This window comes from Kibdelosporangium philippinense (assembly GCF_021390435.2).
GTDB classification, from domain to species: domain Bacteria; phylum Actinomycetota; class Actinomycetes; order Mycobacteriales; family Pseudonocardiaceae; genus Kibdelosporangium; species Kibdelosporangium philippinense.
This window is the reverse complement of sequence record NZ_JAJVCN010000001.1, coordinates 2,356,409-2,375,731: the sequence shown is the minus strand read 5'-3', so window position 1 is coordinate 2,375,731 and position 19,323 is coordinate 2,356,409. Positions and strand designations below refer to the sequence as shown.

General features: G+C 65.4%; 20 protein-coding genes. 5 read left to right on the top strand and 15 right to left on the bottom strand.

Going from position 1 to position 19,323, the window contains the following annotated elements:
• Positions 1-2 precede the first annotated feature (2 nt).
• The 5 genes from LWC34_RS10905 to LWC34_RS10885 all read right to left on the bottom strand — a co-directional run bounded on the left by LWC34_RS10905 (position 3) and on the right by LWC34_RS10885 (position 3,025).
• Positions 3-914, bottom strand: a complete 912-nt coding sequence (locus LWC34_RS10905; protein ID WP_233724867.1) for a DNA-3-methyladenine glycosylase family protein — start codon at positions 912-914, stop codon at positions 3-5.
• A 66-nt stretch (positions 915-980) separates the two neighbouring features.
• Positions 981-1,562: a TetR/AcrR family transcriptional regulator gene (locus LWC34_RS10900; protein WP_233724866.1), complete on the bottom strand. Its 582-nt coding sequence runs from the start codon at positions 1,560-1,562 to the stop codon at positions 981-983.
• 69 nt (positions 1,563-1,631) lie between these two features.
• Complete coding sequence (locus tag LWC34_RS10895) at positions 1,632-1,877, bottom strand: alpha/beta hydrolase (RefSeq protein WP_233724865.1); 246 nt, start codon at positions 1,875-1,877, stop codon at positions 1,632-1,634.
• A gap of 54 nt (positions 1,878-1,931) precedes the next feature.
• Positions 1,932-2,252 carry an alpha/beta fold hydrolase gene (locus tag LWC34_RS10890; protein ID WP_233724864.1) on the bottom strand — a complete coding sequence of 107 codons (321 nt, stop codon included), beginning with the start codon at positions 2,250-2,252 and terminating at the stop codon, positions 1,932-1,934.
• A gap of 263 nt (positions 2,253-2,515) precedes the next feature.
• Positions 2,516-3,025 (bottom strand): Lrp/AsnC family transcriptional regulator, encoded by a 510-nt coding sequence (locus tag LWC34_RS10885; RefSeq protein WP_233724863.1) that lies wholly within the window; start codon positions 3,023-3,025, stop codon positions 2,516-2,518.
• A 120-nt stretch (positions 3,026-3,145) separates the two neighbouring features.
• Here LWC34_RS10885 and LWC34_RS10880 point away from each other — a divergent pair, with 120 nt between their 5' ends.
• Complete coding sequence (locus LWC34_RS10880; protein ID WP_233724862.1) at positions 3,146-4,075, top strand: hypothetical protein; 930 nt, start codon at positions 3,146-3,148, stop codon at positions 4,073-4,075.
• Between the two features lie 38 nt (positions 4,076-4,113).
• Here the strand turns inward: LWC34_RS10880 and LWC34_RS10875 are convergent, their stop codons facing one another.
• From LWC34_RS10875 to LWC34_RS56780, 6 genes are all read right to left on the bottom strand, one after another.
• Complete coding sequence (locus LWC34_RS10875) at positions 4,114-4,662, bottom strand: DUF3710 domain-containing protein (protein WP_233724861.1); 549 nt, start codon at positions 4,660-4,662, stop codon at positions 4,114-4,116.
• Positions 4,663-4,717: 55 nt separating this feature from the next.
• Positions 4,718-5,689, bottom strand: a complete 972-nt coding sequence (gene egtD, locus LWC34_RS10870; RefSeq protein WP_233724860.1) for an L-histidine N(alpha)-methyltransferase — start codon at positions 5,687-5,689, stop codon at positions 4,718-4,720.
• Entirely contained in the window at positions 5,682-6,470 is a 789-nt protein-coding gene (gene egtC, locus LWC34_RS10865) for an ergothioneine biosynthesis protein EgtC (RefSeq protein WP_233726407.1), read from the bottom strand. Before egtC ends, egtD begins: the two co-directional genes overlap by 8 nt.
• 1 nt (position 6,471) lies before the next feature.
• Positions 6,472-7,803 (bottom strand): ergothioneine biosynthesis protein EgtB, encoded by a 1,332-nt coding sequence (gene egtB, locus LWC34_RS10860; RefSeq protein ID WP_372496461.1) that lies wholly within the window; start codon positions 7,801-7,803, stop codon positions 6,472-6,474.
• Complete coding sequence (locus LWC34_RS10855) at positions 7,800-9,029, bottom strand: glutamate-cysteine ligase family protein (protein ID WP_372496460.1); 1,230 nt, start codon at positions 9,027-9,029, stop codon at positions 7,800-7,802. The genes egtB and LWC34_RS10855 overlap by 4 nt, the downstream gene beginning before the upstream one ends.
• Positions 9,030-9,128: 99 nt before the next feature.
• Positions 9,129-9,473: an FAD-dependent monooxygenase gene (locus LWC34_RS56780; protein WP_284051432.1), complete on the bottom strand. Its 345-nt coding sequence runs from the start codon at positions 9,471-9,473 to the stop codon at positions 9,129-9,131.
• Positions 9,474-9,700: 227 nt separating this feature from the next.
• Between LWC34_RS56780 and LWC34_RS10845 the strand changes: the two genes are divergently transcribed.
• Positions 9,701-11,278, top strand: coding sequence for an IS1182 family transposase (locus LWC34_RS10845; RefSeq protein ID WP_233724859.1), 1,578 nt, complete (start codon positions 9,701-9,703; stop codon positions 11,276-11,278).
• A 318-nt stretch (positions 11,279-11,596) separates the two neighbouring features.
• Here the strand turns inward: LWC34_RS10845 and LWC34_RS10840 are convergent, their stop codons facing one another.
• A complete protein-coding gene (locus LWC34_RS10840) occupies positions 11,597-11,815 on the bottom strand; it encodes a hypothetical protein (protein WP_233724858.1) in 219 nt (72 codons plus the stop codon).
• A gap of 49 nt (positions 11,816-11,864) precedes the next feature.
• On the opposite strand from LWC34_RS10840, the gene LWC34_RS10835 reads away from it, so the two are divergent.
• The gene (locus tag LWC34_RS10835; RefSeq protein ID WP_233724857.1) at positions 11,865-12,821 is read left to right on the top strand and encodes a helix-turn-helix transcriptional regulator; all 957 of its coding nucleotides are present in this window, start codon (positions 11,865-11,867) and stop codon (positions 12,819-12,821) included.
• Here LWC34_RS10835 and LWC34_RS10830 read toward each other — a convergent pair.
• Positions 12,812-13,726, bottom strand: coding sequence for an SDR family oxidoreductase (locus LWC34_RS10830; RefSeq protein ID WP_233724856.1), 915 nt, complete (start codon positions 13,724-13,726; stop codon positions 12,812-12,814). The genes LWC34_RS10835 and LWC34_RS10830 overlap by 10 nt on opposite strands.
• 76 nt (positions 13,727-13,802) lie before the next feature.
• Between LWC34_RS10830 and LWC34_RS10825 the strand changes: the two genes are divergently transcribed.
• Positions 13,803-14,375 carry a TetR/AcrR family transcriptional regulator gene (locus tag LWC34_RS10825; RefSeq protein ID WP_233724855.1) on the top strand — a complete coding sequence of 191 codons (573 nt, stop codon included), beginning with the start codon at positions 13,803-13,805 and terminating at the stop codon, positions 14,373-14,375.
• Between the two features lie 115 nt (positions 14,376-14,490).
• On the opposite strand, the gene LWC34_RS10820 is transcribed toward LWC34_RS10825, so the two are convergent.
• On the bottom strand, positions 14,491-17,424 hold the full coding sequence (locus LWC34_RS10820; protein ID WP_250109440.1) for a PQQ-dependent sugar dehydrogenase: 2,934 nt from the start codon (positions 17,422-17,424) through the stop codon (positions 14,491-14,493).
• 199 nt (positions 17,425-17,623) lie between these two features.
• Here LWC34_RS10820 and LWC34_RS10815 point away from each other — a divergent pair, with 199 nt between their 5' ends.
• Complete coding sequence (locus tag LWC34_RS10815) at positions 17,624-18,223, top strand: TetR/AcrR family transcriptional regulator (protein ID WP_233724854.1); 600 nt, start codon at positions 17,624-17,626, stop codon at positions 18,221-18,223.
• Between the two features lie 53 nt (positions 18,224-18,276).
• Here the strand turns inward: LWC34_RS10815 and LWC34_RS10810 are convergent, their stop codons facing one another.
• On the bottom strand, positions 18,277-19,323 hold the full coding sequence (locus LWC34_RS10810; RefSeq protein ID WP_233724853.1) for a terpene synthase family protein: 1,047 nt from the start codon (positions 19,321-19,323) through the stop codon (positions 18,277-18,279).

Here is a 19,323-nt window from a genome sequence, read left to right as displayed (position 1 = left end):
GCCTACAACCGGGCGAGATCACCTTGGGCACGGAACAGCACTGATACCCACGTCCGATATGGCCGCCAGCCGTCTGCCACCTGGGCAAGATCGTTGACAGACGGACGTCGCAGCCCATAGGCGGCGGTGATCGCTTGGTGTAACCGCGGTTCCGCGGTGGCGAAGACGTCTGGATGGCCCGCGCCACGTAACAGGATCAGCTGCGCTGAGAAGGGGCCGATGCCTGGCAGGGTTGCCAAGTGGCGGAGTGCTTCGTCTGCGGGCATGGCTCGGAGTTTGGCCGCGTCGAGGTCCCCTGCTAGGGCTGCTTCCGCTGTTGCCCGCAGGCGGGTGCTTTTGACTTCGGGCAGGAGCGGGATTCTGTCCAGTGACAGGAGTCGCCGTGGGGCCGGGAACGTGTCGAGCTGTATCCCCGGCAGTTCGTTTCGCCCGGCCGGCACGGCGACCTTGGTACCGACCCTACGCGCGATCTGGTTCTTGAGCGCGGCCGCCTGGGTTGTCCGCACCCTTTGGCTGATGATGGACCAGCACGCAGCCTCGTACGGCGAGTGGAACAGCACTGGTCGCAGACCTGGTGCCAGTGCTTGCACCTCGCGGATCACTGGATCGTGTGATGCGAGATCGGCGAAACCTGAGCCGTCGACGTCCAGCGACAGGATGCGCTGGACGTGCGAGAGCACCGCGGGCACGTCCTCCGGGGCCGCGTTCAGCCGGACTTGCACTGGGCCGTTCGGCGCGGCCTGTCTGACCAGTGCCGCTACCGGTTCCCACGATGGCGACGCCGGGAAGGCCAGTCTCAGTCGGCCTTCTTGGTCCACAAAGGACTGGCTTGGGGTGAAGCCTTCGATGAACCGTGCGGACGCCGCCAGGTCGAACGGGCCGGTGAAAGGTAGGTCCAGCCAGTCTGTTTCCATGTCTCATCCCCTCCTCGGACACTGTGCCAGAGGGGTACGACAGTTTGGGGTTTTTCCTGGTCAGGGCTAGTCTGAGACGTCCAGCAGGTAGGCTCGGAGCACCCTTTTCAGCTCGCCGGTCATCTCGGCGCGCTCCCGGCCCGACGCGGCCAGGATCGACGGCAGCAGTGCTCCGAAGATCTTCACCGTGACCGTGGCGATCAGTCTTCGCCGCGACGGATCCAGTTCCGGCACCCGGGTCGCGATCGTACGGTCGACGTTCTCGGTCACCGAGTCCCGTAACTTGTCGCACGGCTGCGCCCAGAACATCGCCTCGAACGCGCGGTGCTGCTCGGCGATCTCGATCGCTGGATCGACCATCCGGTTGATCACGTCGTCCAGCGGCACACCGACGACCTTCGCCTCCGGGTCATGCACTTCGGCGAGCACGTCGACGTAACGATCGGCCAGCGCCGCCGCCATCGAGCCCTTGTTCGGGAAGAACTGGTACAGGGTTCCTGGTGAGACGCCTGCCGCCGCCGCGATCGCATTGGTTGTCGCAGCGTTGAATCCGTCGGCTGCGAAGACTTCCTCAGCCGCGTTCAGCAACTGCGCCATCCGCCGCTCGCCGCGAGCCTGGCGCCTGCGTGGTTTGACTGTCTCGACCACGGGTCCACCTCCGCACCCAGCAGCGTAACGATCAGCGGCCGGCACGCCAAAGACGTGCCGGCCGTTTGATCAGAACGGTTGCAGGTTCGGTTGGCAGACCTGCCCCGGTTGCGGGACTTCCAGCGTGGTCAAGTACCTCGCCGCGGCTTTGTCGACGCACTGGGACTGCCCGAGGATGCAGTGGCCGAACGCGTCCACGCTGAGCAGGACGGCGTTGCCGAGCTGGCGCGCCATTCGCTGGGAGAACTCGTAGTGGGTGAGCGGTCGTAGTAGTTGCCGATCACCAGCACCGGGTTCTTGGTCTCGCGGTTGCACAGCCCTCGGTACGGGTCGGCCTGCTTGACCGGCCACGTCGCACAGAACATCGGCTCATCGAAGGCCCGGAACCTGGCGAAGGTCGGCGACTCGCGCTCCCACGCGTCGGCCAGCGATCTGCTGCTTGGTCACCGGGACACGAAACCTGCGGCCCAAGACCTCGTTCGCCTCTTCGGCGGTCTCGAAGCAGCGCAACGGGGTGCTTCGGCCGACACCACGCGGGTCGAACCCGAGGAGGTCGAACCGTTCGAGCACCTCGGGCTGCAACGCGTATTTGCCCGCGGTCGGCATGTCCCACCCGCTGCCGCCCGGGCCGCCCGGGTTGAAGAACAGCGAACCGATGCGCTTGGCCTGGTTTCCCGCCACGCGACGCATCAGCGCGAGCGAGATGGTTTCCCGCGTGGCCTGTCGTGATCAAGGGGCACCGCGTATGTGGCGCAGCTGAACAGGGGCTTTTCTTCATCTGGAACGTCGTCGAGCGCCCCGTCCGGGCACGTACTCCACTGAACAGCCGGTTGTTGTGCCGATGCCGCCGGTGCCACCGGTGCCACGAGGACAGAACCAGCGGCCATGATGCCCGCGAGAAACGCGAAGCGGATGGCCAACGTCATCCCTCCTTGATCATGAGACAGCCAGACTCACAGTCGGCGCCGCTGCTCGGTACCTCCTCGACAGGCGACAAACTGCCAGTTCAGGCGTCCAGGATTCGGTCTTGGCCGAGCGGGACCTCGTGCAGCAGCAGGCGGCTGCGTGCTTCGCGGACGCCCAGTTCGGCTTTGAGCCGGTCGACGATGGACGATGTGCTCAAGTTCGAGGGCGTTGGCGCACACCACGTGCAGCAGGTAGTCGTAGTCGCCGGTCATCCGCATCGCGGCGATCACCTGCGGCACGTTGACCAGGCCGCGCTCGAATCCGGCCCGGTCGACCGTCTCGCGCAGGCGGATGTCGGTGAGGATTTGCAGACCGCGGCCGAGGACGGCCAGATCGAGTTCGGCGCGGTAGCCGCGGATGACGCCGTCCTTGCGCAGCCTGCGCACGCGGTCGGCGACGGTGTTGGCCGAGAGTCGCACCAGCCGACCTAGCTCTTGGTAGGTGGCCCGGCCGTCGTTCACCAATGCGGCCAGCAAATGCCGATCTATCCGGTCCATGATCTCATTCTAGGAAATCTCGGCCAAACGTGTGTTTGGGCGAGATTATCTCGGCGTGTGGGTGTTTTGTCCCGCTGATCCCGAGCCAATGTCGGCGTGATCGGTGTTTGAGTCGAAGGTATGGAGGTTCTCCTGCTCAGAGCGACCCTCGCTCCTTTGTTGATCCTGCTCACCTCGATCGCCGCGCAGCGGCTCGGCCCTCGGTTCGGCGGCCGTCTGCTCGGGCTTCCTTTGACCACAGCGCCTTTTCTGGTGGTGCTCTACTTGGAACATGGGCCGCTCGTCGCCGCTGACGCGGCCCATGGTGCCGCGTTGGGGCAACTGACGGTTGTTACGTTCTGTCTTGTTTATGCTTGCCTGGCAAGGAAAATGCGGCCGGTGTCGACGGTGGCGATTGCTGTCCTCTGTGGAGCCGCGGCGGAGATGCTTGTCGCCGTCACGCAGAGTTTGTGGCTCAGTGGGGTCGCGATTGGAACCGCGGTCGGCGCAACAGTATTGAAGTCACAGGGGTTCAATGCCTCGGTGCCGATGGCCTCCAAGTCGGTGGCTGCGGCTTCCGCTGATCAGCCGCCGCCTCCACGGGTGTCGCGATGGGATCTGCCGGTCCGGATGGCTGTATCAGGCACGGTGGTGCTGACCCTTGCGACGATCGCGCCGCTGGTTGGGCCTGTTCTTGCGGGTGCTTTGTCGGCGTTGCCGGTGCTTCTGGTTGTTATGGCGCCTTCCGTGCATCGTGCCAACGGAGGTCATGCGGCTGCCGCGCTCATGCAGGGCACTTTGGCGTCGGCTAGCGGGACCATCGTCTTTGTGATCGTCTTGTCCGTGATGCTTGTTCCGGCTGGGCCGTGGGTGGCGTTTGCGTTGGGGCTCGGTGCGATGGCTGCCGCTGACCCCGTCATTCGGTGTTTGGGGGCTGTGCGGCGGCTAGTGCCGCGTGACCCTGTTCCCTTGGCCTTGCTGGGGCTCAAATCGTCCCTGGCGGCACCGGCCGGAACGCCGAAAGACAACCAGTATTCCGACGTCCCGGCGTCACCACCAGGAACAATGTGATCTCCCAGCAAGGCGAAAGGGAACAGGATCACACGACACTAGAGGTTTCGGGCTATTTCGTCCGGGAGCGTGATCGGAAGCGGGGTGCGGACCGGCAGGTTCTCGTGGCCACGAACGACAATGGTCCTGCGTAGGGTGTCTCGGAGGGCGGCAGCGGCCTTGCCGGACGAACGGGGTGGAGCTGCGGAAACGCCGCGTAGCAGCCAGCCTGGGCCGTCGATGCCGACGATTCGAAAGACGGCCTCGTCCATCTCGCCGACGACTTCTTGGCCCCATTCGCCGGGTTCGGTGCGGACTGAGTGCATCGGTGGCATGTCGTTGACGAGTTCGGCGCTGATCTCCGGCCACAAGCCGCTGGCAGGTGGGGCGGCGAAAGCGCTGATTGTGAACTGGCCGAGGTCGGTCAGGAGGTGTACGGCCCGGACTTCCGTGCGGTCAGGGCTCATCTCGAGTTGGATTTGGACACCGTCGGCGACCGGGACGCGCACGGATCCCAGGTCAATTCGATGGAGTCCGTCGTCCGGCGCGACGCTGGCGTCGTAAGGCCCGGACGGATTGCGCTGGTCACGACGGCGGAACCATTTCACCCAGCTGACCCTACTGGTGGATTGCGGGAGCTGTCCCGCAATCCACCCGGGCGAATCAGACGGCTTGGGACAGGGACAGGCCGAATCGGCCTGCGGTGTCCGTCCACCAGCGGGTTAGCTCGAAGCCGGTGTCGGCCAACTCAGCCGCTATGCCTTCGCGGCGGAATTTGGCCGAGATCTCTGTGTGCAGTTCCTCGCCTTCGTCGAAGGACACCGTCATGCCGAGCGCGGGCACGGTGACCTGCATGGCTTTCTCGGCACGCAGGCGCATCTCGATCCATTCGTTCACCGGATCCCACAGCGCTATGTGAGAGAAGGCGTCGACATCGAAGTCGGCGCCGAGTTCACGGTTGAGCACGTGCAGGACGTTGCGGTTGAACTCGGCCGTGACCCCGGCGGCGTCGTCGTAGGCGACACGGACGGTTTCGGCGTCCTTCACCAGGTCGGTGCCCAGTAGCAGCCACTCCCCTGGTTCGAGGACGTCACGCAGGGAGCCGAGGAACTTGGCTCGTTCCTCGGGCAGCAGGTTTCCGATCGTGCCACCGAGAAAGGCGACCATTCGGGGCGCTTCGCCTGGCAGCAAAGCCAAATGCTCGGTGAAGTCACCGACCACACCATGCACCTTCAGGCTTGGGTAGTCGACGGCACACGCCGCTGCCGCGTCCGTCAAGGCTGTGCGGGACACGTCCAATGGCACGAACTGGCGCAGGGTTCCGGCTGAGCGCAAGGCATCCAGCAGCAGGCGGGTTTTCTCCGACGAGCCTGAGCCGAGTTCGACGAGGGTGTGCGCCTTGCTGGTCGCGGCGATCTCGCTGGCGCGGTCGCCCAGGATCTCCCGTTCCGCGCGGGTCGGGTAGTACTCGGGCAAGCGGGTGATCTGCTCGAACAGGTCACTGCCCCTGGCGTCGTAGAACCATTTGGGTGGCAGGGTTTTCGGCGAAGCGGCCAGGCCGGTCCGCGCGTCGGAGGCGAGCGCGCGGGCGGCGTGGTCCGCTTCCAGATGGACGTCGACCACCGGTTCAGTCATGGTTTCCCTTTGGTCGGGCGCCGAGCGGCTGCACGGCGAGTGAAGGCGGCCACGGGATTGCCGTGGCCGTGACGATGTGGTGATCCGGGACGGGTGTCCACCGTGGATCGTTGTCCCACGGTTCGGACGCGATCACGACGGCGTCGTCGGTGACCAGCGTCGAAAGCGAGTGGTACCAGGCGGTCGCGACCAGCGTCCGCCCGTCGGTGAGCATCAGGTTGAGACGGGAGTCCGGCGCCAGTTCCTCGACCTCGATCACAGTTTCCGCGATGGCTTTGCCGGGATCCTGTCCGTCCCGCAACCGGGCACGGACAAGCGCCCACAGCACAGCGGCGTCAGTCGGCGCGTCGAGCGTCATCAGATCTGTGACGGGCAAGCCCGCCGCCAATGACGCGATCGACGACGGCCAGCCCCGCACGACTCCGTTGTGGCTGAACAACCACTCGCCGTCGGTGAAGGGCGCGGCCGCGGTCTCGATGACCGGCATGCCAACGGTCGCTGAGCGCGCGGCCGCAAGCACTCCGGTGGCCTGCACCGGCCCCAGTAGCCCTGGCAACGCAGTGTCGGTCCACATCGGACTGGCACGGCGATACACGGTGGCACGGTCATCACTGGTATGGGCGTCAACGAACCACCCGACACCGAAACCGTCGGCGTTGATGGTGCCGCCGCCACGCATGTCCACGGGCGCCCAGCTCTGCCGCAGCAACGAGTGCTGCGGCTCGAGGACCAGGCTCGCCACGGACACGGCGGGGCCGAGGTAACCCAGATGGCGGCACACGTCAGCGCGTTTCGTCAGGCCGGGGATCTCGTGCGAGCCGGAAGCCACTGAAGATCTGTCTGCGGATCGGGTAGTCCCAGTTGCGGAACGTGCCACGGCAGGCCGCCGCGTCCGCGCCGAACGAGCCACCGCGCAGCATCTTGTAGTCCGGGCCGAAGAACACCTCGGAGTACTCGCGGTACGGGAACGCCACAAACCCCGGGTAGGCGTGGAAATCGCTGCTCGTCCACTCCCACACGTCACCGATCATCTGCGCGACCCCGTACGCCGACTCGCCCTGCGGATACGCACCGATCCGGGCCGGACGCAGGTGCGTCTGGCCGAGGTTGGCGTGCTCGGGACCGGGATCCTCGTCGCCCCACGGGTATCTGCGGGATCGTCCGGTCGCCGGGTCGAACCGCGCGGCCTTCTCCCACTCCGTCTCGGTGGGCAACCGCTTGCCTGCCCACGCGGCGAACGCCTCGGCTTCGTAGAAGCACACGTGCACAACGGGTTCGTCGAGCACGATCGGCTCAACCGCACCGAAACCGTTACGTAGCCAGCGGTCCCCGTCCCGCACCCAGAACCGTGGGGCGGTCAGGTTGGCTTTCTGCCGGTAGGCCCAGCCTTCCTCACTCCACCACCGCAGCTGGTCATAACCGCCAGACGTGATGAATTCCAGGTACATCCCGTTGGTGACCGGGTACTTGTCGATCACGAACGCGTCCACATGCACCTGATGCGCCGGGCGCTCGTTGTCCAGCGCCCATGGCTCGACGGAAGTGCCCATGGTGAAAGGGCCTGCTGGCACCAGGATCTCCTGGTTGATCACCGGGCCTGCCGGTGCGGGCGGTAACGGCGCGTGCAGCACCGGATCGCCGGTTCGCAGCTGGTGCGTGGCCAGCATGGTCTCGTTGTGCTGCTGCTCGTGCTGCACGATCATGCCGAACGCGAACGCGTTCTCGACCAGCTTGCGGCCTTCCAACGGCGTGCTGGCCAGCACGTCCATCACCTTGTCGCGGACCTCCTGCACGTACGACCGGGTCCCGGTCGGCGAGAGCAACGGCAGCGAGGGACGGTCGGCGCGCGCGTTCTGGAAGGCGTCGTACATGTCATCGATGTCTTGCCGGACCGGTTCACGCCCGCCGACGTCCCGGACGAGCCACAGCTCCTCCTGGTTGCCGATGTGCGCGAAGTCCCATACCAGCGGGGACATCAGTTTCGAGTGCTGACGGACCAGGTCGTGCTCGTCCACCGCGTCGGTGAGCGCGGTACTGCGGGCGCGCGACCGGGCCAGCTGCCGCGCGACCCGATCGCGCATCTTTTCCGTCTCTAGCTCGGTGAACGCGGTCATGCCTCGTCCCTCCAGTCCTGCAGCCTGCGTTCGATATCGCTGGTCACCCGCTGCGCCAGGTCAGGCGTCAGCCCGGTACTGCCGAGCTCGCCGATTCCCAGCTCGGCGACCCGCGCGGCGATACGAGCGAGCGCAGGATCACGCAGCCCGTCACGCGCCGCCGTCAGCCAGCGGTCCGCAACCGGCATGCAGATGTCGATGACCTCGTTGGCCTTGCTGAGCAGGGCGACGAGCAACGCGGCAGGAGCAAGCCATCGATCGCCTTCCTGCGCGTCGATGTACCGGATCTCCAGATAGCCATGCGCCCGGACAGGCGGGAACAGGGTGGAGATGTGGTACTCCAGGTCCGCGATAGTCGCCGGACGGCCGAGGTCGGCTCGTCCGATGACCCAGTCGGCGAACGTGACACCGGGCGGCGCGTCCCAACAGCCATCGTCGCGACGGACGCATAACAACGGCGTCTCCAGTACGCGACGCGCCCAGTTGGTCGCCGGGTCGCCGTTGATATCGCTCGGATACGTCCGGACCGGGTCAGTGCCCAGCACAGCCCGCAATCTGTTGGACACCCAGCCGGTTCTTCGGCCGAGCACCTGGGGTGAATTGGCGAACAGCGCGCTCAACGGCGGGCCAAGCACATGCGCGGCGGTCCATCGCGCGGCATGATCCTGCCGTTCTCCCGCATCCACGCACACTTGGAATCCGGCGGTGCTGCACATCATCGTGATGCCGTCGGTACCCAGCGGAGCGAACGCCTTCTCCATCGCCGCGTAACGCGGGACGGTGAGGATTCGCTGCGGTGTCCGATATGGATCGATCGCGGACGTGCCCAGAACGAGGCCATGGGCCGCGAGCAGGCCGGTCAAATATCCGGTGTCTGCCGTGACGGTGGCGTACAGGGTGGTCAGGGAATCCTCCGGCTGAGCCGAGATCTCGACCTGACCGCCGGGCTCGGCGGTGAGCGGTGAGCCACCTGGCAAAGAAATCTGGGGACTGTCGGAACGCAACGTGCGTGGCGCGTGGTCGCCTAGTGCCTGGCGAAGCACTTCGGCATTCAGTTGGCGTTGGGGATCATCGGCGTAGTGGACTGTCCATTCGAGCTCGACGCCGGTCAGTCTCGGTGGACCGTGCTTGAAACAGACGGAAGCGACATAGGCCTCGGCTTCCACCCGCTCTCGCAGCGGGCGAAACTCCGGCCCATCGATGGGCGTGTCTCGCAGTATGGTCACGTTTGCGCTCCTTCATCGGATCGCCTACGACGCTACCCCTGGGGTACGACAAAAGCATTGCGAAGAACTTACGACGGGCAGCGGACCAGGCGCGATTACTTAGCGCATCACGAGATCGGCGGTACGGAGCAACGTGTCACGCGGAAAGACCAGCCGTGGCCGCATGGTCAGCTGGCCGACCCGCCGCACGGTGGCCGCAATTCGCTGGAAATCCTTGCGGCGCAAGGAATCGTGGCGTCGCAGCGCCTCGCCGGTGTCGGTCATTGTCGCAAGGCAACGGCCGAGCACGGCGCCGTCCTCCAGCGCCTGACACGCGCCCTGACCGAGGTCGGGCGTCATCGCGTGAGCGGCATCACCCACCAGGGCAACACGATCCCGCACGCACGAGCGCAAACGTGGCGCCACGCAACAGAGGTCGGGCCAGATGATGTCCGATTCGTCCATGGCCGCAAGGATTTGCGGAACCGGATCACACTAGTGGTTGCGATCGGAAGGTCGTTGGGGTATTCGGCGGATCCAGGTTTTCGCTGAGTGTGCCGGACGAAGGGGCCGGTACCGGTGTTGTACCGGCGCCTTTGGTCGGTGCTGCCCAGAGGAAAATCTGGCTAGGAGGCCGCTGAATAATCGGCGTGTCGCCCCAGGATGTGGGTTTGAGCTGGGAGAATCGTTTCATGCAGGGTGTGGAGCGTGGTGATCGGGAGCTGCTGGACGCGGAGGCGCTGGTCGGTCATCTGGTCCCGGCGGGGAGCATGTTCGCGTTCCTGGCCGGGCATCGCCGGAATCTGTTCCCCGATGGAGAGTTCGAGGATCTGTTCCCCTCGGGCAAGGGACGGCCCTCGATCCCGGCGTCGGTGATGGCCTCCATCCTGGTGTTGCAGACCCTGCATGATCTCTCGGATCGGGAGACCGCTGAGGCGGCCCGGTGTGACCTGCGGTGGAAGGTCGCGACCGGGATGGCATTGGACGACAAGGGATTCGACCCCTCGACGCTGGTGTACTGGCGCAAACGACTGGCCACCTCGGGGCGGCCGCATCGGATCAACGACGCGGTGCGCACGGTCGTCGAGGAGACCGGGATCCTGCGTGGCCGCCGCAAGCGGGCGGTGGATTCCACGATCCTGGCCGACGCGGTCGCCACCCAGGACACCATCACCCAGCTGATCTCGGCGATCCGGCGGGTGGATCGGCAGGTGCCCGGCGCGGCGGGGCAGATCGCGAAGGTGTGTACCGGCCATGACTACAGTCGGCCGGACAAGCCGAGGATCGACTGGGACGACCCGGCCGCCAGGGACGCGCTGGTCTCCGCGCTGGTCAACGATGCGAACGCGCTGGTGGCGGCGCTGGCCGATACCGAACTGGAAGGCGACGCGGAGTTCGCGTTGGCGTTGCTGGCGTTGGTCGCCGGTCAGGATGTCGAGCCCGCCGAGGGCAGTGACGGCACTGATGGGCGGTGGCGGATCGCCCGCAAGGTCGCCCCGGACCGGGTGGTGTCCACAGTGGATCCGGATGCGCGGCATACCCGCAAGTCCCCGGAGAACCGGCGGGACGGGTATCGGGCGCACGTGGCGGCCGAGCCCGAGACCGGGATCGTCACCGACGAGAAGGTGACCACGGCCGCCGGCACGGAGAACTCCGACCCCGCTGTGGCCGAGGAGTTCCTCGACGCCGAGGACGGCAAGCGCGCGTGGTACGGCGATTCCGCCTATGGCACAGGGGATCTACGCGGTGGGATCGACGATGCCGGGCATGAGGCGGTGATCAAGCCCAAGCCGCTGCGGGCTCCGGTCGAGGGCGGATTCACCGTGGACGACTTCACCGTGGACGACTTCACCGTGGACGAGCAAGCGGGCACGGTCACCTGCCCCAACGACATCACCCGCCCGATCAGCCGGACCCGGGTCGCCACCTTTGGCGCTCTCTGTCGTGCCTGCTCACTGCGTGCACAGTGCACCACGTCCAAGACCGGCCGTAAAATCGTTCTGCACCCACGAGATGACCTGCTGCGCCAAGCCCGACGCGACTGGGCGGACAAGCCCGAACTGCGCGAGAGCTACAGGACGTTCCGCCCCAACGTGGAACGGGTCATCTCCCAGATCGCCAGCCGCGGTGGCCGACGTCTCAAACTCCGATATCTAGGCACCGGCAAGAACAACGCCTGGCTCAAACGCCGCACCGCAGCCTTGAACCTCCGCAACCTCATCGGTCGCGGCCTGACCCATACGGCGGGCGCTTGGACCCTGGCTACCTGAGGGAAACCACGGCCCAACCCCCAGTCTTGGGGATTGTGAACCTCGTCGAGCAACCGCCCTGGGCTCCCTGAACGCCCAGCATCACCCATGAATCAGCAAGGCCCAGGTCCTCGCCTGCCATCACTCGGTGACAACCAACCCGCAAACCACCCTAATTCAGCGGCCTCCTAGCGGGAAGCTGGGCCGTCGAGACCCCCGACAGGCTTCCGATCGTGACCACTAGTCGCCGAATATCCGGTGAAGGTCCGGCAAATTCCCGTCGGCAGAGCGCAAACCAGCTGACAACCAGACCGGCGCGTCCGACCGCCCTCCACCCCGTCACACCGAACTTGGCACCACGGCCGAGAATTTCGCCACCAGGACCGCGGTCAGATTGTCTACATCAGACACTTCAACACCGGTCTCGACCACACCGTCCGATAGCGCATCGTGCAACAGCTTGGTGAGCGCGCCGCGGGAAATCAGAACAACGCTGTTCCGTGGCCGAATCCGGGCAAGCCGAACGCCGTTCGGTCGCCGGCACACGGCAATGTCCATGAACCGAGGCTACTACACCCATAGTTCGGCTCGTAGTATGATCTGGGCTATGCGAGCCGAACGCCTGGTTGCCCTGCTGTTCACCCTGCAGAGCAAGCGCAGCGCGACCATCGCCGAACTGGCCGACGCACTGGCGGTGTCGGAGCGGACCATGCACCGCGACGTCGCCGCGCTGCAGGCAACCGGCGTACCAATCTGGACGGAAGCTGGCCGCAATGGCGGCGTGCGGCTGGTCGACGGCTGGCGCACCAGACTGGACGGCCTGACATCCCGGGAAGCCGTGGCGATCTTCGCCATGGGCGTGCCACGCGCCCTCGCGGAACTCGGCCTCGGCACGGCCGTATCCGCCGCACACGCCAAAGTGTCCGCAACGCTGCCAGCCCCGCTACGCGACCAAGCGCAGCACGTCGCGCAACGTTTCCACCTCGACGCCCCGGGTTGGTTCAAGCGCGAGGACGAAGCCGAGCACCTCGCGGACGTCGCGCGCGCGGTATGGGAGCAGCACCAGGTACGCGTCACCTACGGCGAACGCAAGGTCGTACGCGTGCTCGACCCGCTCGGGCTCGTACTCAAAGCGGGCGTCTGGTACCTGGTCGCGCGCGTCGACAGCAGCATCCGGACGTACCGAGTCAGCCGGATCGCGGCGGTCGAGGAACTCGACGAGCGCTTCGACCGGCCGACCGACTTCGACCTGGCCAGCTGGTGGCAGCATTCATCGGCCCAGTTCGAACGATCGCTGCACGAGACCGATGTACGCGTCCGGCTCAGCCCAGCCGGTGTCCGCAGCCTGCCCACGATCCTCGACGCCGACATAGCCGCCGAGGCGCTGGCCGGAACACAGCCAGGCCCGGACGGCTGGACCGAGGTCGTGCTCGGCCTTGAACGCCCGGACATCGCCGCGGTACAGCTGATGCCGCTAGGTATAGAGGTGGAAATCCTTGAGCCAGCCGCCGTGCGGGCCGCGTTCGCGGACGCCGCACGGCAGATGTGGGAACGTCACCGGTAGCCGGTCGGGTCCGGGTCCTTGCCGAGGTCCTGTACCTCATCGATGTATCGCCAGCAGTCCGGCCTGCTGCCGTCGATGTCGTCGACCTCGTAGATCTTCGCCAGCTGTCCGCTGCTGAGGGTCTGGCCAGAGAACCGTGTCTTGTCCGGATCCGCCGCCAGCGCCGCGACCGTGCGACCGGTGAACGTCGGCGTCTCCGAGATGATGAAGTACGGCACCTTCTTCGTCGCGTCACGCCAGTTGTCCTCGGTCACGCCGTACGCGTCGAGCATCGCCTCAGACCGCATCCAACCCGGCGTGACGGCTACGACCGTCGTGCCGTACTCCTTGGTCTGGGCTGCTTCGCCCTTCACCAACGGGTGCGAGGTCGCCTTCGCCAGATAGAAACCGAGCGAGCCGTACGCGCGGTAGTTCGCGTTGTACTCCTCCGTGCCGTCCGTCATCTCCACGACCAGACCGCCCGGGTTACGGATGATCAACGGGAACAGGTAGTGGCTCGTGATCAGATGCGCGTCGATGCTCAGCCGGATCATCCGCAGGGTCTCGTTGAGCGGCTGCTCCCAGATCGACTTGCCCCAGCCGAGGTACGCGTCACCGCCCCAGATGCCGTCGACCAGGATGTCCAGCCTGCCCTGCTCGCGGTCGATCCGGTGGGCCAGCCCGTCGACCTGATCCCGCTCAAGATGGTCGATCCTGATCGCCACACCCTTGCCGCCTGCCTGCTCGATCAGCTCGACGGTCTGCTCAATCGTCTCCACTCGGTCCACTTCGGAGCGTTGCGTGCCCGAGCTGCGGCCGGTGACGTACACAAAAGCGCCCGCACGGCCGAGTTCCACCGCGATCGCCCTGCTCGCACCGCGGGTCCCGCCCGCGACCAGTGCCACCTTGCCACTCAAATCCGTCATGGGATCAAAGATGGACACGAACCCTGACAGCCGCTGACATGGTTTACGAAAACTACAAATGCAGTACTATTCACGGGTGCCTACGCGCCGTAACGAGATCCTGATCGGGGCCGTGTCCGTGCTGGCGAGGGGCGGGCCACGGGCGCTCACCCACCTGTCCGTCGACACCGCGGCCGAGCTGCCCAAAGGCAGTACGTCCAACCACTTCCGCACCCGCGACGCGCTGATCCAGGGCGTGCTCGGGCATCTGGTGAAGACCGAGCAGTCCCTGCTGGCCGACCTGCTCGGCAAGGTCGAAGGCGTGGTCGACCGTGAGGCCTTCGCCCGCAGGCTGACCGACATGGTGCTGTACATGACCGACCAGGCCCGTGAGCTGACGCTGGCCCGGCGGGCGATTTTCCTTGAGGCCGCCTGGCGCCCGGAGATCGCCGACCAGATCCTTGGCTGGTCGGTGCGGTACTGGCAGCTTGGCGGGCGTTGGCTTGACCGGCTGGGATCGCCGGACCCAGAAGGGCACGCCCGGATTCTGCTGGCCTGTTTGGACGGTCTGATCACCGAGGTGTTGACGCGTCCGTTGCCCGCGTTGGACATTCAACGGGCCACCAGGATCATTGTGGACGGACTGCTGGACGAACGAGAAATCTCCTAAATGGACTCGCCAGGCCCGGCTCGCATGGGTCCCTGCGACGCGCGGAGACCGGGCCTGGCGAAAACTGGGTGCTCGGGTGACCGGATCGCCGCCAAGGTCCGGCCACCCGAGCGTCTCAGGTCGAGGCGTTCGACCGTCCACGAAGGACAGTGTTGGCCCCGCTGTTGGCGACGATCGCGTTCTGGATCACATCAAGCCCACTGGCCGAAGTGACGCCAGGAAGCGTCGCCACATTCACCGCGTACAGCGTGAACGTGTAAGGATTCGTGCTGCCGCCGGGACATGGACCGAAGTACTTCTGCGCGTTCGCGCCACTGCCCATGGCCTTTTGCTTGGCACCACCCTGATTTGGCACGTTGAATCCGGCGCCTAGATTCTCCGGCAGGGAAAGCGCGCTCGTCGGGATGTCCCAGATGATCCAGTGCCGTTTGTTTCCGTTGTTCACTCTGTCCGAGAACACGATCGCGTAGCTCTTCGCACTCCCGTCCGCTGACCACGCCAACGGTGGCGAAGGGTCCTGGCCAGCCGTTCCGTCACCCGCACAGGTGTACTTCGCGGGCATCATGGCGTTGTCGGCGAAGGCCGAACTGGTCAACGCGAACTCACCGCCGCCGCCCGAATACTGGATGTCCACGTGCAGGATCCGGTCGTTGTTCGCCGTGCCGTCCTTGTCGGTCGACGTGGTCAGCCAGATGTCGCCGTCGTGGTCGACTTCCACGGTCCGCAGGCGGTTGTACGTGCCCTGGAAGTACGTTTGCTGCTCGACGAGGTTGCTGCTGCTGTCGATGCGCATCCGGTAGACGCGCTGACCGACCGTAGTGGCGACGAACACGTGGTCGTTGATGATCGTCAGGCCGCTTGGGGACGCCTGACTGGTCGACCACGTCTTCTTCGGCGGGATGAAACCGCCGCAGCTTCCCGAAGTGCCTTCGCACGAGGGCCAGCCGTAGTTCCCGCCACGGGTGATCAGGTTGACCTCGTCCTGGCTGCTGTTACCGAATTCGGCCGCCCACAGCCTGCCTTGCGCGTCGAAATCAAGGCCTTGCGGGTTGCGATGCCCCTTGCTCCACACCGCGTTGCCGAACGGGTTGTCCGACGGGATGCTGCCGTCCGCGTTGAGCCGCAGGATCTTTCCGTTGGGCGAGTTGTTGTTCTGCGCGTTGTTGCCGTTCTGCGCGTCACCGACCGAGGCGTAGAGCTTGCCGTCAGGACCGAACCTCAGCCTGCCACCATTGTGGAACCTGTTGCGGGCAATCCCGGAGAAGAGCACCTGGTAGGAGCTCTGCACGAGCGTGCCGTTCTCGTACTTGATCCGGATGATCCGGTTGTCGTTGGCTGCCGTGTGGTACACGTACACCCAGTGATCGGTGGTGAAGGTCGGCGAGATCTCCAGCCCGAGCAGGCCGCCTTCGCCGCCCGTCCCAGCGGCCTGGCTGATCTTGCCCGCCAGTTGCTTCGTGCCGCCTTCGGCGATCCGGTAGATGTTGAACGTGTTGCGCTCGCTGAACAATGCCGAGCCGTCCGGCAGGAATGCCACGCCCCACACGACATCCACGCCGCTGGCGATGGTCGTGACCGCGCCTGGGTTCGGAACGCCCGTTGGGCCGCCGGTCGTCGGCGTCACCGCGATCTCGTTGCTGAACCCGGAGACGTTGCCTGCCAGGTCACGGGCCCGGATCTTGAACTTGTACTCCTTGCCCGCGATCAGGCCAGCAACGGTTGTCGTGGTCGCTGTGCCGTCTGCCGAACCTGACTGCGCGCCATCGGTGAAAATGTCGTAACCGGTGACTTTCTCGTTGTCGGTGGACGCGGTCCACGCCAAGTCCACAGTGGTCGCTGTCTTACGTGGCGAGGTCAGGTTGCCGGGCACTGTCGGCGGTTCGTTGTCCGGCGGGGCCGGGTCGGTCCGCACGATCACGTTGTTGCTTGCCTGCGAGACGTTTCCGGCGACGTCCTTGGCGAAGACCGTCCAGTCGTACTCGGTGTCGGGTTGCAGGCCCTCGACCGTGGTCGCCAGGACGTTGCCCGCCACGGTCTTCATGAGCTGACCATGCTGGTACACGTCATAGCCCGCGACGCCCACGTTGTCCGTGGCCGCGTCCCAGGCGAGCGAGGTTGTCTTGGCCGTCTTGCCAGTGGAGCGCAGGTTCGGCGGCGCGGTCGGAGCCTCGTTGTCCGTGCTCTGGACCGTCAGTTTGTCCGTATTGGGTCCGCCGTTCGCCGTGGTCGCCGACGCGCGGATCTTGTTCGCGCCTGCGGCCAGGGTCGCCTTCACGGTTACGGTCTGCCAGGTCGTCCACGCGCCGGTGCCGTTGAACGCCAGTCCTGCCGAGACGACCGTCCCGTTGACCGCGATGTCCATCGGCCGATTGATCGTGGTTCCGTTGGCGTAACGGAAGATCAGGTCGACCGCGCCTGGGCCGTTCACTGTCCACTCGACGTGACTGCCCGTCACGTTGTCGTAGTTGACGAAGCCGCGGCCGCTGAACCCGGCGTGGTTGGACTCCACGATGCCTTGGGCGATGGCCGCGTCTTCGGCCTCGAAGTCATTGCCAGGCTGCTGCGTCGCAATGTCTGTTTCGAGGTAGTCCAGGTTGGGGCCACCGTTTGCGGTGGTCGCCGTCGCTTTGATCGTGTTGGTGCCCGCTGCCAGCTGCGCGGTGACTGTCACGTCCTGCCACGTGGTCCACGCGCCGGTGCCGTTGAACGCCACCCCAGCCGCGACAACCGTGCCGTTGACGGCGATGTCCAAGGGCCGGTTGATCGTGGTTCCGTTGGCGAAGCGGAACTTCAGGGTCGCGCTGCCAGCCGTGGCTGCCTGAGCGGTGAACTCGACACTGCTGCCTGCGACGTTGTCGTAGTTGACAAAGCCGGTGCCGGAATGCCCGGCGTGGTTGGATTCCACGACTCCTTGGGCGATTGTCGCGTTCTCGGCCTCGTATTTGGTGACAGCAGAGCTTTCTGAGCTGGCGGCAGGCGCTAACGCAAGCACCGTGACGCCGGCCGCGACACAGGACAAGGTCCCACGCCATCGGGAACGGGGTGCCACTGAAGCCTCCTACAGGGTTGACGAACGGAGGTACTGCGGCGGAGTTCCTGAATTAGATAAGAAACTTTCCTATCTATGAGGGGATCAGACACCCTTGGCGGACCCTCTGTCAATCCCTGTTACTCTTTGTATAGCCAAGGGGGTCTCAATCCGTACGTACGGATTGCAATAAATGCCCATCACGTGGGACGATTGTTCGATGCCACGGGTCAGCCAGGACCATCTCGACGCCCGCCGCCGCCAGATTCTGGATGGCGCCAGGACATGTTTCGCGCGTTTCGGCTACGAAGGCGCCACCGTACGCAGGCTCGAGGAAGCCACCGGCCTGTCAAGGGGCGCGATCTTCCACCACTTCAGGGACAAAGAATCCCTGTTCCTCGCGTTGGCCGAGGACGAAGCGCGCCGGATGGCCGACGTGGTCGCCGAGCAAGGTCTCGTTCAGGTGATGCGTAACCTGCTGGCCGCGCCAGCCGGAGCGGAGAACCCCGGCGACTGGCTGGGCACCCGGTTGGAGGTATCCCGCAGGCTACGGACCGACCCGGAGTTCCGCGGCCGCTGGGCCGAGCGCTCGGAGGCGTTGACCGAGGCGACCCGCCAGCGTCTGCAGCGGCAGCGTGAGGCCGGGAACCTGCGTGACGACGTCGACGTGAAGGTGCTGACGGCATTCTTGGAGCTCGTACTCGAAGGCCTCGTCTCCCACCTGGCCATGGGTTTGCCCGCTGACGACCTCGAACCGGTCCTCGACCTGGTCGAGGAAAGCGTCCGCAGACATCGCCGCAGCGTGGAGATCAGCGACTGAAGGACCTCGTGAGTGGTTATGCGCGTTCTAACGCGCATAACCACTCACGAGGCTCAAGCTGCGACGGAAGTGCGCAGTTGGTCCCACCACCAGGCGATTCCCGGTGGAGGCGTGAACGGGCCGACGACGTAGTCCGGGTCGTCCGTGACCGAGATGGTCGGGCGATCCGGGCGGCGGTATCGGGCAGTGTGCACGGACCAGTCGAGATTTCCCCGTATCCACGCGGAAAGCCCGCTGATGTACCGCATTGTCTCCGGCCCGGCAACAACCTGGTCACGCAGCCGCAAGTACAAATCCAGCACAGCGTCCCGGAATGCGACAGCCTCAGGCAAAGCCTCACTCGGGCTGACACCTCGCTGATGCGCGATGACGTCGACAAGGTTGAGTTTGTCGCCGCTGCGCTTGTGTTCCTTGTAATACGAAGCGATGTCGTTGTCCCAGCCGACCAGCGAGCACGCCATTTCCATCAATGCTCGCACGTCCATCCGGTCGATTTCGTCGGCTGGGACTTCATCTCCTTCCGCGATGTCGAGGGTCATCGCGCAGACTTCCATACTGCCGTTGCGAATTCGCGCCACCGCGTACTGGTCAATGGTCGGCATCGTATTCGTGCTGCGATACGCGGCTTCCCAGACCTGGTAACCCAAATAGCCCTTCATCGACTGCACCCAGCGGGCCGTCGGCGCGGGGCCGGTCAATGTGTCGAGACGTTGCCGCAGGTCAGCCAGGGCACGGGCGAGCGGGCTCGACGACGTCGTCCGGCCGGTTTCGGCGATTCGGATCATCTCGGCGACGAGCATGGCCATTGTGGACGGACTGTGGCTGTAGCGGCCTTCGTCACAGTAGGCGTCGTCGAAGGCGAAGAGCCACATCAGGCTGTCGGTCGAGAACTGCGCGCCGGGTGGGTCGTCCGAGGTCAGGATCGTCCGTCCGGCTAGTTCGCCCGCGATAATACTGTGCAGCCTGCCCGTTTCGCGCTGCTCGCCGTCCAGGTCGAAGCTTTCCATCCACGCCACGGTGTCGCGTTCCCACTGGCGCCAGGAAGGGTGGATTCCTGGCGGCATCGGGCACCACAGCACAGTCGTCTCAGCGATGTCCAT

What these genes read in the sequence shown, in the direction of transcription:
- egtD (WP_233724860.1), bottom strand. Translation starts at nt 5,689, where the DNA reads ATGACTGAACCGGTGGTCGACGTCCATCTGGAAGCGGACCACGCCGCC.
- LWC34_RS10815 (WP_233724854.1), top strand. Translation starts at nt 17,624, where the DNA reads ATGCCACGGGTCAGCCAGGACCATCTCGACGCCCGCCGCCGCCAGATT.
- LWC34_RS10885 (WP_233724863.1), bottom strand. Translation starts at nt 3,025, where the DNA reads ATGGACCGGATAGATCGGCATTTGCTGGCCGCATTGGTGAACGACGGC.
- LWC34_RS10830 (WP_233724856.1), bottom strand. Translation starts at nt 13,726, where the DNA reads ATGACGGATTTGAGTGGCAAGGTGGCACTGGTCGCGGGCGGGACCCGC.
- LWC34_RS10845 (WP_233724859.1), top strand. Translation starts at nt 9,701, where the DNA reads ATGCAGGGTGTGGAGCGTGGTGATCGGGAGCTGCTGGACGCGGAGGCG.
- egtB (WP_372496461.1), bottom strand. Translation starts at nt 7,803, where the DNA reads ATGACCGCGTTCACCGAGCTAGAGACGGAAAAGATGCGCGATCGGGTC.
- LWC34_RS10810 (WP_233724853.1), bottom strand. Translation starts at nt 19,323, where the DNA reads ATGGACATCGCTGAGACGACTGTGCTGTGGTGCCCGATGCCGCCAGGA.
- LWC34_RS10890 (WP_233724864.1), bottom strand. Translation starts at nt 2,252, where the DNA reads ATGCGTCGCGTGGCGGGAAACCAGGCCAAGCGCATCGGTTCGCTGTTC.
- LWC34_RS10840 (WP_233724858.1), bottom strand. Translation starts at nt 11,815, where the DNA reads ATGGACATTGCCGTGTGCCGGCGACCGAACGGCGTTCGGCTTGCCCGG.
- LWC34_RS10880 (WP_233724862.1), top strand. Translation starts at nt 3,146, where the DNA reads ATGGAGGTTCTCCTGCTCAGAGCGACCCTCGCTCCTTTGTTGATCCTG.
- LWC34_RS10905 (WP_233724867.1), bottom strand. Translation starts at nt 914, where the DNA reads ATGGAAACAGACTGGCTGGACCTACCTTTCACCGGCCCGTTCGACCTG.
- LWC34_RS56780 (WP_284051432.1), bottom strand. Translation starts at nt 9,473, where the DNA reads ATGGACGAATCGGACATCATCTGGCCCGACCTCTGTTGCGTGGCGCCA.
- LWC34_RS10835 (WP_233724857.1), top strand. Translation starts at nt 11,865, where the DNA reads ATGCGAGCCGAACGCCTGGTTGCCCTGCTGTTCACCCTGCAGAGCAAG.